Genomic DNA, 13,074 nt, shown 5'->3' on the forward strand with positions numbered 1-13,074 from the left:
TACTTAGTGCCGTTTCCGAGCGAGCCTTACCGAGCTTGATTTTCATAGTTGAAAGCACCGCACCTACCCGCATGATGGCGATTGCGACCGTTATACCATGCATTATATATAGTCCGCCTTTAGGTACATTTCTTCAACCTCGGACGGCCGTCCGCCAATTCAATGCCGGAGATCCGGCCTATGCCTTCGAAGACGATTTACTGCCATGCCGCTGATTGACTGCTCACTGTCTGATTGCTCTCACTGACTTGACTACTCCCATTCATTTACCACTCCACTGTAACTGCTCGCATAACTCACCTTTGCAAGACGCATGCATCTAAAATCGAATAAGCAACGAGCCGCCTTTTTATTACATGAACTTGGAGGGATTCTCGAATGCTAAATGTCGCCATGCTCAGCAAGTGGCATGTTCATGCCGACGGGTACGCCAAACACCTGCAATCGCTTGAGAACGCTACCATTACGGCCGTATGGGATGAGAACAAGGAACGGGGTAGCGCCTGGGCAAAAGAACTCGGAGCCGGGTTCGAATCCGACCTTGATGCACTCCTCCGCAGGGAGGACGTGGACGCCGTAGTCGTCGATGCTCCGACAAGCATGCATGCCGATGTGATGATCGCCGCAGCGAACGCGGGCAAGCATATTTTCACCGAGAAAGCGATGGCGCTTACCGTCGCGGAATGCGACCTTATCTCGGCTGCTGTCCGGCAGTCGGGCGTCAAGTTCTGCATTTCGTTCCCCGCCTTGACCAGACCGCATCATCTGTTCGCCAAGCAGCTGCTGGACGAAGGCCAACTCGGCGAAATCACACTATTGCGCATTCGAAACGGCCATGACGGCGCGCTCCGCAATTGGCTGCCCGACTATTGGTACGACGAGAAACTAGCAGGCGGAGGCGCCATGATGGATCTCGGATGCCACCCGATGTACCTGGCCAGCTGGCTGCTCGGCCAGCCGAAGCGCATCACGTCGATGTTCAGCCATTTCACGGGCCGAGCAGTTGAAGACAACGCGCAATGCTCGATCGAGTTCGCGAACAATGCGATCGCGCTGCTGGAAACCAGCCTGGTCACTTACCGGACACCGCCGGCATTCGAGCTTTACGGTACGGAAGGAACGCTTATCATCTCCGGGGACAGCGTGCAAGTTGCATCCAAGCATGCCGATTCACCGCTTCAGGGCTGGATTTCTCCTTACCGGCTGCCTGAAGCGCAGCCGCTGCCATTGACGCAATGGGTGAACGGCGTCCTGAACGACGTGCCGATGCCCTTCGGGCTGGAGGATGGCACAAAGCTGACGGAGCTGCTAGAAACGGCCTATATTGCGCATCGAGAGCGAAGAACGGTCGAATTCAATTCAGCCGGGAGGATATAAGCAATGCGTACAGTCAAGATAGGGATTATCGGATGCGGCATGATTGCGAACGGCAAGCATATGCCAAGCCTGGCCAAGGTTGAACAAGCAGAGATGGTTGCATTCTGCGATCTGATCGAGGAACGCGCGCGCGAAGCCGCCGAGAAGTACGGCGCGCCAGGCGCCTTGGTGTTCACGGATTACAAAGAACTTCTAGCCATGGAAGAAATCGAAGTCATTCATGTTCTGACGCCGAATATCTCGCATGCTGAGATCTCGATCGCGTCACTGGAGGCCGGGAAGCATGTCATGTGCGAGAAGCCGATGGCAAAGACCGGAGCCGAAGCGAAAGCCATGTATGACGCTCATGTCCGGGCCGGGAAGAAGCTTACGGTCGGCTACCAAAACCGGAGCAAAGCGCAGTCCCAACTGCTGAAGAAAATGATCGAGAACGGCGAGCTTGGCGAAATCTATTATGCCAAAGCGGTTGCGACCAGACGGAGGGGAGTCCCCACATGGGGCGTGTTTCTGGATAAAGAGAAGCAGGGCGGAGGTCCGATGATCGATATCGGCACTCATTCTCTGGATCTCATCCTCTGGCTGATGAACAATTACGAGCCTGAAAGCGTCGTGGGCAGCGTCTTCCACAAATTAAAGCATACGGAGAACGCGGCGAACGAGTGGGGTTCCTGGAACCCGAAGGAGTTCGAAGTGGAGGATTCGGCCTTTGGCTATGTGAAATTTAAGAACGGCGCCGTCGTTTCGATCGAAACCAGCTGGGCACTTAATGTCGCCAAGACGGAAGGGTCGTATTTGTGCGGCACGAAAGGCGGGGCGGACTTCAACGGAGGCCTGCGAATCAACGGCGAGAGGGACGGCAGCCTGTTCCTGAACGTCATCGACGTAGATCCGAAGGCGAGAGAACGCTTCAGAGGCGAGAATCTAACCGATTTCGAGTACGAAGCCAAGCAGTGGATCGAATGCATTGTAAACGATGAGGAGCCGCTTGTGAAGCCCGAAGAAGCGATGGTTGTTTCGGCAATTCTCGAGGCGGTCTATATTTCCGCCGAAACCGGGAAGCCAGTCTTCTTCGACTGACTAGACGGACCGGACAGGACAATTGGATCAATAGTTCTAAGATATATCGGAGCAGCCGGCGTATAACGTTCGGTTGCTTTTTTATTAGGAGTCACGGTAGGTCTGGTTTTAAATTGATAAGAACTTGATCCCATACCCGACAAGACATACAATGTGACTAACAAGAACGGCAGAAATGGAAGTCTGGTGGTGTATAAGTAATGGTTAACTCAAATCAGAGGACAGAGATCGCTACATTTGCAGGAGGCTGTTTCTGGTGTATGGTACAGCCGTTCGACAAACTTCCCGGGATTGATTCGGTCGTTTCCGGTTATACGGGCGGCCATACCATAAATCCGACCTACGAAGAAGTCGGTATGGAAACGACAGGTCATGTCGAAGCTGTTCAAATTACATTTCAACCGGAGTTGTTTCCTTATGAGCGACTCCTTGATATCTACTGGCAGCTCATTGATCCCACCGATCATGGCGGACAATTCGGGGATCGAGGCTCATCATACCGAACCGCGATATTTGTACATAATGAGGAACAGCGCAAGAAGGCAGAATCCTCTAAGCAAGCGTTGAAGAAGAGCAAACGATTCAAGAAGCCTATCTTGACCGAAATCTTACCCGCGATGCCATTCTATCCTGCTGAGGATGAGCATCAGGATTATTACAATACGCACCGAAGATCCTACAATTTGTATCATGAAGGCAGCGGACGAAAAGAATTCTTCGAACGAAGCTGGAATACGAAAAAAGACAAAGATCAGCTTCGTCAGCAGTTGACTGAGCTGCAATATAACGTTACACAGAATAGGGATACAGAACCTGCGTTTCAGAACGCATATTGGAATAACCAACGCGAGGGGCTTTATGTCGATGTCATAAACGGCGATCCGTTGTTCAGCTCCAGGGACAAGTACGATGCTGGAACCGGCTGGCCGACCTTCTCAAAGCCAATTGAAGAGGGCTGGATTCGGAAAGAATCCGATCTAAGCAACGGTCAGGTGCGAACGGCGCTTCGCAGCCGAATATCCAAGTCGCATTTGGGTCACTTAGTTCAAGATCTTAACCAGCCTCAGTACCGCATCAATTCCGCTTCTTTACGCTTTATTCCGGCAGAGCAATTAGCGACGGAAGGGTACGGCCGCTATATACCGTTTTTCACATAAATAAGAGACCTTTCAAGAGTTCATTGAACTTTTGAAAGGTCTCTTATTTTTTGATGTACTCGTATTAATTTCGCAAACCATCCGGCGTTAAATCTAAATTTTTGGATTCCGGAAGGGATGCGTCAATCTGATCTAAAACAGCATTCACTAAACGACGAACTTCATCGGTTGATTTCGTTTCCATTAATTGAATTCTTAATTCGTTTGCGCCTCTAAATCCACGAACATAGATTTTGAAAAAGCGAAGAAGCGGTTTAAATGAACGCGGCAGGACTTCTGTTGAATATTTATCGTGAAGATCCAACTGTAATAGAAGTAATTGGAGAAAGTCCTTCGCACTATGTTCTTTAGGTTCTTTTTCAAAAGCGAATGGGTTGGTGAAGATACCGCGGCCAATCATGACGCCATCAACGCCGTATTGTTCCACTAATTTCAACCCGGTTGCGCGGTCGGGAATATCTCCATTAATGGTTAATAGCGTGTTTGGAGCAATTTCATCGCGTAATATTTTTATTTCAGGGATGAGTTCCCAGTGCGCATCTACTTTGCTCATTTCTTTTTTCGTACGAAGATGAATCGAAAGATTGGCAATATCTTGTTTCAATATATGCGTTAACCAACCTCGCCACTCGTCAACCTCAGAGTAACCCAATCTTGTTTTGACACTAACCGGCAGACCGCCTGCTTTGGCTGCTTGAATAATGGCTGCCGCAACTTCAGGATGCCGTATTAATCCCGCACCTTTTCCATTGGAAGCGACGTTTTGTACAGGGCATCCCATGTTTATATCGATACCGCGAAAACCAAGCTTTTTCATATCTATACTCATCTGCTCAAAAAATGCCGGCTTATTGCCCCAAAGATGAGCAACGATCGGTTGCTCATCTTCCGTAAACGTTAACCGACCGCGGGTACTTTCTATTCCTGCAGGGTTGCAATAACTATCGGTACTAGTGAATTCTGTGAAAAATACGTCTGGTTTTGCAGCTGTACTAACAACGTGACGAAATACAACATCTGTGACATCTTCCATTGGTGCTAATATAAAAAATGGCTTGGGTAAATCAAGCCAGAAATTTTCGTTACTCATATAATCTCCTTCTTTTGCAGCAATTAAAATGATTAGGCTATTGTAAACTCGTTAACCCATCATACATAGTATCATTTTTTTTCGTTTCATGCACAAAAACAACTGTGATTGTTTATCAGCGATGATTATAGATCAGCCGAAAGCTCGTACTACGTATCGATAGGCATGGTCATAGCATCGTTCCGTTCCTTTTGCATAAACTCAATAAAGTTTTGTGCCGTCTTGGATAGAAGGTGATTCTTCAGCCATATTATTCCGACCGGGGCCGCCATTAGAGGCTCGCCGGTAATTTTGTGCGCATGTATGGCATATCCTTTGTATCTTTTTAACAGCGTTTCCGGAACGATCGACGCGCTGAAGCCGGATGAAACCAAATCCATTAAGAGCGCAATGTCGGAACATTCGCCAACAAGGTTAGGGCGCAAATGAAGGCGGGAAAATGCCTCCAAAATCAAATAATGCACGCCTAATCCCTGCGTGCTTGGCAGCAGGAGCGGATGGTTATGAACGTCTGCAAGCGATACTTCATCTCCGAACCGTTTCTGTTTCTTAGACGTGATCAAATAGAACGGTTCAGCGTAGAGATGCAGCACCGAAAACTCATCCAACCCGAGAGGTAATCGAATGAAGGCTAATTCGACTTCGCGGTCTCTGACTAATTGACAGAGATACGCGGATTCGTTTTGCTGTATTTTATAAGTGACCTTCGGATACTGCCTCTGAAAATGGAGAAGGATTTCGGGCAATTCGGCCACCGAAAACGCCATCTGGACAAGACGCTGCTCGGCGACCGTTGGCGGCCGGTTCGTCCGGTGCAAACGATATTCGAACGTTTCGAAATCGAGAAGAACACGCTGCCCAAGCTGGCGACATCGATGAAGCATCGAGCCGGGACGCTGCTTGGCACGTTGCTTCAGGCAGGTTCGACGCATGTGCGCACGCATGTCGACATCTACCCCGATGCCGGGCTTCGTCATTTGGAGGCCATTCAGGAAGCGATTGCCGCCTTCGAGGGCAAGCTGTCCGTCGAAATCGTCGCCTTTCCGCAGCATGGGCTTATCCGAACGCAATCCGCCGGGCTTGTGAGGGAGGCGTTGGCCCGGGGCTGCGGCTTGATTGGCGGCGTGGATCCGGCGACCGTGGACGGCGACATCGAAAGATCGCTGCAGCAGATGATGGAGCTGGCCGTAGAGGCGGACGCGGATGTCGATTTGCATCTGCACGACGGGGGAAGCATCGGTCTTCAGACGATCAAACGGTTGGCGCAATTGACGGAGGACGCCGGCTGGCAGGGCCGCGTATCGATCAGCCATGCATTCGCGCTGGGTGATATGGAAGGCCGGGAAGCGGACGAGACCGCGCAGCGGTTGGCTGAGCTCGGCATCACGATCATCACGAGCGTGCCGATAGGGCGAACGATCCCGCCGGTTCCGTTCCTTCGCGCAAAGGGAGTGCCGGTAGCGGTCGGGTGCGACAATATTTTCGATTCGTGGTCGCCGTTCGGCAACGGAGACATTCTCGAACGGGCAGGCCGCTTGGCGGAACGGTTTGGCTATAACACGGAGCAAGCGCTGGCTGATACGATCCGTTTGATAACGGGAGGTCGCAAGCCGCTTGATTCGGATGGAAGACAAGCATGGCCGAAGCCGGGGGACGAAGCAAGCATCGTTTTCGCGGAAGCGAGCTGCTCGGCGGAAGCGATCGCCAGAAGAGCGAAACGTCCGGCAGTCATGTATAAAGGAACGGTCGTTTCGGGATCGTTGGAGAGGGGGTGACGACATGAAACATTCGGCTTACTGGCTCGTCGACGTTCGCTTGGAAAGCGGCTACCGTTATGAAGACGATGCCATCGTCGGAACCGATACGGACATCTGTCATATCCGTGTGGAGGATGGCCAAATCGCGGCGATCATAGACTCCGACAATCGGCCAAGCGAAGGGCTTCCGCAGCTTGATGCGGCCGGTCTCCTCATGCTGCCTGCTTTCAAGGAAATGCACATCCATATCGATAAAACCTATTACAGCGGACCGTGGAAAGCGGTGCGGCCCGTATCCAGCATTTTCAGAAGGTTCGAAGAAGAACGCGAGCTGCTGCCGAAGCTGCTGCCGACGGCTAGGCAGCGAGCGGAAAGCATGCTCGGCATGCTGCTTGGATTCGGATCTACCCATGTCCGAACACACTACAACATCGACCCGGTCGTCGGCATGAAAAACTTGGAAGCAACGATGCGGGCGTTTGAGACGTTCTCGTGCAAAATGACGCATGAGATCGTTGCGTTTCCTCAGCATGGACTACTTCGCTCCCATGCTATCGAGCTGGTGAAGGAAGCAATGATGCAAGGTGCGACCCATGTCGGAGGAGTCGACCCGGCAACCGTCGACGAGAATATCGAGAAATCGCTGCAGACGATCATGGACATCGCCGTTCAAACGAATGCGGGCGTCGGCATCCATATTCACGACCGCGGCGAGCCCGGCTTGACGACGATGCACCGGCTTGCCGATCTTACGGAGCAGGCGGGGTGGCAAGGCAAAGTAACGGTAAGCCATGCGTTCGGCTTTGCTGGCGAGAGAGAAGCCGCCGCTGAATTGGCAAAGAGGTTTGCGGGATTAGACATTTCCGTCACCTCGACGGTACCGTTCGGCAACTTGATCATGCCTATTCCAATGCTGAAAGCTAAGGGAGTCAAAGTAGAATTAGGCAATGACAGCATCACCGATCATTGGTCGCCGTTCGGCACCGGGGATTGCCTGGAGAAGGCAGGCCTGCTCGCCGAATTGTACCGGTTTGTCGACGAACGTTCGCTCGCGGAATCACTCGGCTTCATTACCGGGGGCACGATTCCGCTTGACGCCAATGGCAAGCGAGCATGGCCTGCGGTTGGCGATAAAGCCGACGCGGTTTTCGTGCAAGCCAGCTGCTCCTCTGAAGCGGTAGCGCGGCGGGCACAGCGCAAGGCGGTATTATTCGGAGGCGCCGTCGTTTCCGGCTCGTTGAAGAGTCTGCTTGAACAGTAAACACCAGTATCACTTGAAGAAGGCAGCCGGTCAGAACGATCGGTTGCCTTCATTAATTACGTGATGCCGGAATAGCAAATCATATACACTGCGGTAAGCTTGCTGCGAGCCTCAGGACGGACCGAGCAAAAGGAGGGAGCTAAGGTTGCCGCATGTACATTTTATTCCCTTAAGTCTTAGGGTTAAATCAAAAAACGCGCCTGAACCATAGCGGTTTTGCGCGTTTTGTCGGAACGAATATGGTGTCAGGACGGAATGTTCATAGCGGTCTGTATATTATTGAGATCAAGCTCAATTTGCTCCGGAATATGGTAGGGATGGTACAGGCCCCGCTGTATCATGTAGTTTGTTATCTTTTCATGGGAGTCTATAGCATCGTCCAGCTGTTTCATCAAAATTTGCTTGATTTCGGGGGTGACACATTCGGTTACGGCCATGGCGTAGTTTCTGACTCCGCTCTTGGCGTTTATCAACAGATCCATTGCGATCACGTCATCGGTCAGCGTATGAAGCCCTGTCAAGTGTTCGATTAGGGTGTTCATGTTCTTATCTCCTTTAGGTTAGAGTCGCTTTAGACAGCACTCCACTGAGCTCCTGAAGGTGCTGCTGTGATAATTGTACGTCTTGTTGCAAAATTTGATTGAGCTCCGGGTCGGTTACCAGAGCTTGCATGGTTTTGGATTTGGTCATGCAAACGGTCTTGAAGGCCGTGATTTCATGAACCTCCAGCATCTCATGCAAAGCGTAATTGGAATTCATTCGGATTGTCCTCCCTGTAGTACACCTTAAATCATGGTTTTAAGATGACTTTGATGCAATTGTCCGTTTTCGTATCGAACACTTCATAACCATGCTTGGCTTCGCTAAGCGGAATGACGTGTGTAACAATATCTCCCGGGTCTACTTTACCCGACGTAACCAGCTCGTACATATACGGCATGTAGTGAATGACCGGGGCTTGTCCGGACCGGATATTCACGTTGCGTTGCATGATGTCTCCGAGCGGGAATCCGTTATAACGTCCGCCGTATACGCCGGTAACTTGGATGGTTCCGCCTTTGCGGACAGCCTGGGACGCAATGATAAATGCGCTCATAGTGCCGCCTTGCAGTTTCAAGCCGCTGGCTAGAAATTCGAGATCGCTCATCTTGCCGTCCATTCCTACCGCATCAATCACGACATCGGCTCCGCCTTTGGTCATTTCCTTTAGCGTGTTGCCAATATTCTTATCCTGTTCGAAGTTTACGATTTCCACATGGTTCGTTCGCTTCGCATGCTGCAAGCGGTAATCGACATAGTCAACGGCGATGACCCGCTTTGCTCCCTTAAGCCAGCAGAATTTTTGGGCCAGAAGTCCGACCGGACCGCAGCCGAGCACGATGACCGTATCTCCATTCTTGACGCCGGCGTTATCCACGCTCCAGAATGCCGTCGTCATGGCATCGGCGATCAAGCTCAGCTTTTCGTCCGGCTGCTCGCAGCTTTCGGGAATCTTGAAGTGGGTGAAGTTAGCATACGGAACCCGCAGATATTCGGCTTGCCCGCCAGGGTAACCGCCGGTCGTTCCGGAGTAGCCGAAATAGGCGCCCATATCCCCGTGTTCGTTTGAATTGTCGCATTGGCTTTCCAGCTGATTCTTACAAAAAAAGCATTCTCCGCATGCGATGTTGAAAGGGATGATTACCCGGTCGCCTTTCTTTACCTTGGTCACGCCAGGGCCTACTTCTTCTACAATCCCCATCGGTTCATGCCCGATGACATAGTTTTCCTGAAGGTTAGGGATCATCCCGTGAATCAGGTGAAGGTCCGATCCGCATATAGCGGAACTGGTGATTCTTACAATCATATCGTCCGGTTTTACAATCTTCGGATCCGGCACCTCTTTGACCACGACATTTTTAATCCCTTGATACGTTACCGCCTTCATGCATGTTGTCCTCCAATATGTTCATCTGGGGTCCGATCAAACATTCCTTTACGCGACGTATCACCCGGGAATAAATTCATCTGCCCGATCATCACCGTATTTTTCGCTGAAAGCTGATCGAGCTGGTATTGTTCGTTCAGCTCGTAAGGATGGAACCATTTTTTGCGAATCATAAGCTCCGTGATTTCTTGGTGCAGAGCAATTCCCTGCATAAGATGATTGCGCAACAGCGCTCTTACATCGGGAGAAGCCGTTTCCGTCAGGGCGATGGACAAATTTCTTACGCCTTCTTTGGCACGGATAAGGAAATCCGTTGCAAATGTCATATCTGCCATCTCCGGCATATTTAACGAATTTATCGGGTCTAAATAATCGGTATTCATTGTCGTTCCCCTTTAATGAGTGATAGGTGTTGGGCTATTCGGAACAGGCGCTTGGAAAGGGGCTCTTGCGTAGATGGCCTGGAGCTCGGCGATCTGCTGCGTGGATAGAATGACGTCCTTCTGCATTAACGCTTTCAGCTCTTGGTCAAAGACCAAGCCTTGCATTAGTTTTGACTTAGCCAGGCAGAGCGTTTTGAAGTTTAACGCTTCATGCAGTTCCATTGATTCGTGTGGCGCTAGCGTTGGCATTTCCATTGAGAAAGTATCCTCTCCTTCCTTTAATCCGAATTAGCTTATCCTGCGCATTGAATCCTATACTAATAATGGATGGCCCGAATATAAACAAAATCGCAACCGCATACTTATTTCTGTTTAATTGCTCAAAGAAGGAGGACTAGGCTGAAGATTCGCTTCATTCAAGCGGCAATACGCTGGAGCAGCATGCATCTAACGCGGTTTCTGAAGTGCAAACGGCTTTAAAATCAGGCGCTAAGCTCGATCAGTGAATCTAATGCGGCAACAAATTCACAAGCCTTGGAGACAGCCCGGCAGCAATTGACCCAAGCAGAGGAATTTTTAGATCAAGCGCAAACTTCAGCAAACGCATTACGTCTGCCGGACCAACAGTAAAAGGTAGAAAAGAGCCTTCAATTCCACTTCTAATAGTGGTTTTGAAGGCTTCTTTTATATATATCTGGCACCTCTCATTGTCCCGAAGTAGATCCCGCAGAACGCCCGAGTCATCAGGAATGTGAGGAAAATCGTAGCCCATGACCAAAACCAGTTCCAATGAACATACCGAATCAGATCGGTATATTGTACGAGCAGCACCTCAACTATCGTCAATACAGTAGTGAATAACACGTAATAGCCGAATTGAATCCAGCCGCTCCGATGGCTCGGATAATACGCGTTAAACACCGCGCATGTCATCGGATAGGCCATATATTCGTAGGCGAAACTCGTCCGGTTAACTTCTGCAAACTCCCTTACGGGATAGGCGAGAAGTTGGAGTTCGACTACGACATGACCGAAAATACACGTCATATACTGTTTGAACAAAAAAGCGACCATCGCCAATCGACGTTTTTGCCGCGGGATGACTAGAATCAACAATAATGAAAGGATCCACGCTGAAACGATAATGCCGTACTGCAGCAGCAAACTCATCCCTCGCTCGCTTCCTTTCTGAAAACTTTGCGGTCTCTAAAGAACCAGCTTACTAGAACGTGGACGGATAGGAACATTATCGAGAACACGATCGCCATCAGACTCCAGTGAAAATGAACATATTCCACCAACTCGGTTTTTGCGGCTAACATCCCGTCGATTAAGGTGAGCAGTGAAATCCAGACAGCAAAGTAAAAACACGTTGTCCATTTATTCGCCCGAGGTCTATGAATGTAATATAGACCGCTGGCAACAGGCGTCCACACCACTTTGAACGTGATATTCAAATCCGATGCTTTGGGAAATTCACGTAATGGGTAGGCCACCAAATCAAATTGAACGAGCAGAATTTCTACTATCCATCCAACAGCCTGACACACAAGAAAGCACAACACAAATTCATGAGCTTTTGCTCTTGGAACAAAAAAATAGATGGTGGTTATACACGCAAACCAGACTAGCAGCAATACATTTCGTTCCATGTCAATAGCCATAGCTTGTACAGGAGAGGAGACTCCTATGTATGATGTACTTCTTATATTCATAATCTTGTGTTATAGACACTCACATGCAGTCATATAAATGGGTGATAGCAGTTCGAGCGTGTTGGGGGAGGCTTTCATACAAGCGATGTTACCGAGTGAAACGTATTTTGGTAAGCTTGAGGCGGTTTTTTTATTTTACGGAGCCATGCCCACAGGCGTAACGGTTTCAGAAACCGGGCGTATCTTCATTTGCTTTCCGAAATGGGGAGACGACGTTAAATTTACGGTGGCTGAAATCGTTAACGATACCATTCAGCCTTATCCTAGTATAGAAGCGAATGTGGTAAACCCATCGAATATCGCAATGTCCTTCATTAGTGTTCAAAGTGTCGTTACGGATGGCAGGGGAACGCTTTGGGTACTGGATACGGGGGCTCCTAATTTCTCTGAACCCATCAAAGGCGGGGCAAAGCTAGTCGCTGTCGATTTAAATTCAAATACCATAAGAAGCGTTTATACCTTTACGGATGATGTTGTCCTGCCAACCACTTATCTGAATGATGTCCGATTTGATTTTCGTGTCGGGAAAGCAGGTTACGCCTATATAACGGATTCGTCTTCCCGAGGGCCAGGAGCCATTATTGTCGTTGATTTAGAAACGGGCTATGCCTGGAGACGGTTAAACGGAGCAAATTCAACTTCGCCCGATCTCTTTTTCTTACCCAAAGTGGAAGGTAGAATCCTGATGAATCGCAACAAAGACGGATCTACTTCACCCTTTAGATTGGCATCCGATGGTATAGCGATTTCCCCGGACGGCAAGACGTTGTATTTTTGTCCTCTCACCAGCCGTCAGCTCTATTCGATTTCAACGGAAGTCCTTAGAGACCGAACGATACCGGATAGGAATTTACAACATTACGTGAAGTATTGGGGAGAAAAAGGGGCATCAGATGGAATGATCACCGATGCAAAAGGAAACGTTTACGCCGGAGACTATGAAAATAATAGTATTCGAAAGATATTGCCGAATGGAATAATGGAAACCATTGCGCATGATCCGAGAATGCTATGGCCGGATACTTTTTCTATTGGTCCAGATCAATACTTATATTTCATCGTGAACCAATTACATCGGCAGTCAAGATTTCATTATGGTAATGACCTGAGGGAGAAGCCTTATAGTTTACTTCGTATGAAAATAGAGGAACCGCCGGCTCCTACCTTTTAATGAATTTCGGATTACTGAACCGTTTTGCGGAAATTACCGCGAAACGGTTTTTTTGTATCCGCTGAATTTTTGTTCTTTGTGTATTTTGAGAGCATGGATCCTATTCATTTAAATGTTACAACTACGTTACATCTTGTATATATTTTCGAGATATGTTTT

General features: G+C 49.4%; 15 protein-coding genes. 6 read left to right on the plus strand and 9 right to left on the minus strand.

Annotated elements, in window-relative coordinates; all coding sequences use genetic code 11:
- Positions 1 to 378: 378 nt before the first annotated feature.
- The 3 genes from CFI03_RS22255 to msrA all read left to right on the plus strand — a co-directional run bounded on the left by CFI03_RS22255 (position 379) and on the right by msrA (position 3,611).
- Complete coding sequence (locus CFI03_RS22255; protein WP_248759765.1) at positions 379 to 1,377, plus strand: Gfo/Idh/MocA family protein; 999 nt, start codon at positions 379 to 381, stop codon at positions 1,375 to 1,377.
- Between the two features lie 3 nt (positions 1,378 to 1,380).
- A complete protein-coding gene (locus tag CFI03_RS22260) occupies positions 1,381 to 2,454 on the plus strand; it encodes a Gfo/Idh/MocA family protein (protein ID WP_248759767.1) in 1,074 nt (357 codons plus the stop codon).
- Positions 2,455 to 2,654: 200 nt separating this feature from the next.
- Positions 2,655 to 3,611, plus strand: coding sequence for a peptide-methionine (S)-S-oxide reductase MsrA (gene msrA / locus CFI03_RS22265; RefSeq protein WP_248759776.1), 957 nt, complete (start codon positions 2,655 to 2,657; stop codon positions 3,609 to 3,611).
- Between the two features lie 64 nt (positions 3,612 to 3,675).
- Here the strand turns inward: msrA and CFI03_RS22270 are convergent, their stop codons facing one another.
- The gene (locus CFI03_RS22270; protein ID WP_248759778.1) at positions 3,676 to 4,701 is read right to left on the minus strand and encodes a tRNA dihydrouridine synthase; all 1,026 of its coding nucleotides are present in this window, start codon (positions 4,699 to 4,701) and stop codon (positions 3,676 to 3,678) included.
- 149 nt (positions 4,702 to 4,850) lie between these two features.
- Positions 4,851 to 5,468: a LysR family transcriptional regulator substrate-binding protein gene (locus CFI03_RS22275; RefSeq protein WP_349292491.1), complete on the minus strand. Its 618-nt coding sequence runs from the start codon at positions 5,466 to 5,468 to the stop codon at positions 4,851 to 4,853.
- Here CFI03_RS22275 and CFI03_RS22280 point away from each other — a divergent pair.
- Complete coding sequence (locus CFI03_RS22280; RefSeq protein WP_248759780.1) at positions 5,427 to 6,476, plus strand: amidohydrolase; 1,050 nt, start codon at positions 5,427 to 5,429, stop codon at positions 6,474 to 6,476. The two genes, CFI03_RS22275 and CFI03_RS22280, sit on opposite strands and share 42 nt — an antisense overlap.
- A 4-nt stretch (positions 6,477 to 6,480) precedes the next feature.
- Entirely contained in the window at positions 6,481 to 7,719 is a 1,239-nt protein-coding gene (locus tag CFI03_RS22285; protein WP_248759782.1) for an amidohydrolase family protein, read from the plus strand.
- A 245-nt stretch (positions 7,720 to 7,964) separates the two neighbouring features.
- On the opposite strand, the gene CFI03_RS22290 is transcribed toward CFI03_RS22285, so the two are convergent.
- The 7 genes from CFI03_RS22290 to CFI03_RS31170 form a co-directional block, all read right to left on the minus strand.
- Entirely contained in the window at positions 7,965 to 8,261 is a 297-nt protein-coding gene (locus CFI03_RS22290; protein WP_248759784.1) for a spore coat protein, read from the minus strand.
- Positions 8,262 to 8,274: 13 nt separating this feature from the next.
- A complete protein-coding gene (locus CFI03_RS22295; RefSeq protein ID WP_127495062.1) occupies positions 8,275 to 8,478 on the minus strand; it encodes a hypothetical protein in 204 nt (67 codons plus the stop codon).
- Between the two features lie 31 nt (positions 8,479 to 8,509).
- Positions 8,510 to 9,646, minus strand: a complete 1,137-nt coding sequence (locus CFI03_RS22300) for a zinc-dependent alcohol dehydrogenase (RefSeq protein ID WP_127495063.1) — start codon at positions 9,644 to 9,646, stop codon at positions 8,510 to 8,512.
- A complete protein-coding gene (locus CFI03_RS22305; RefSeq protein ID WP_248759786.1) occupies positions 9,643 to 10,029 on the minus strand; it encodes a spore coat protein in 387 nt (128 codons plus the stop codon). The genes CFI03_RS22300 and CFI03_RS22305 overlap by 4 nt, the downstream gene beginning before the upstream one ends.
- 12 nt (positions 10,030 to 10,041) lie before the next feature.
- Positions 10,042 to 10,284 carry a spore gernimation protein GerQ gene (locus CFI03_RS22310; RefSeq protein WP_248759788.1) on the minus strand — a complete coding sequence of 81 codons (243 nt, stop codon included), beginning with the start codon at positions 10,282 to 10,284 and terminating at the stop codon, positions 10,042 to 10,044.
- A 429-nt stretch (positions 10,285 to 10,713) separates the two neighbouring features.
- Positions 10,714 to 11,199, minus strand: coding sequence for a CBO0543 family protein (locus CFI03_RS22315; RefSeq protein WP_248759790.1), 486 nt, complete (start codon positions 11,197 to 11,199; stop codon positions 10,714 to 10,716).
- Positions 11,196 to 11,744 carry a CBO0543 family protein gene (locus CFI03_RS31170; RefSeq protein WP_349292492.1) on the minus strand — a complete coding sequence of 183 codons (549 nt, stop codon included), beginning with the start codon at positions 11,742 to 11,744 and terminating at the stop codon, positions 11,196 to 11,198. Before CFI03_RS31170 ends, CFI03_RS22315 begins: the two co-directional genes overlap by 4 nt.
- Before the next feature lie 85 nt (positions 11,745 to 11,829).
- Here CFI03_RS31170 and CFI03_RS22320 point away from each other — a divergent pair, with 85 nt between their 5' ends.
- On the plus strand, positions 11,830 to 12,915 hold the full coding sequence (locus CFI03_RS22320) for an L-dopachrome tautomerase-related protein (RefSeq protein ID WP_248759792.1): 1,086 nt from the start codon (positions 11,830 to 11,832) through the stop codon (positions 12,913 to 12,915).
- The last annotated feature ends 159 nt before the right edge of the window (positions 12,916 to 13,074 follow it).

It is taken from the genome of Paenibacillus sp. ATY16, assembly GCF_003399985.2.
GTDB lineage: Bacteria > Bacillota > Bacilli > Paenibacillales > Paenibacillaceae > Pristimantibacillus > Pristimantibacillus glycanilyticus.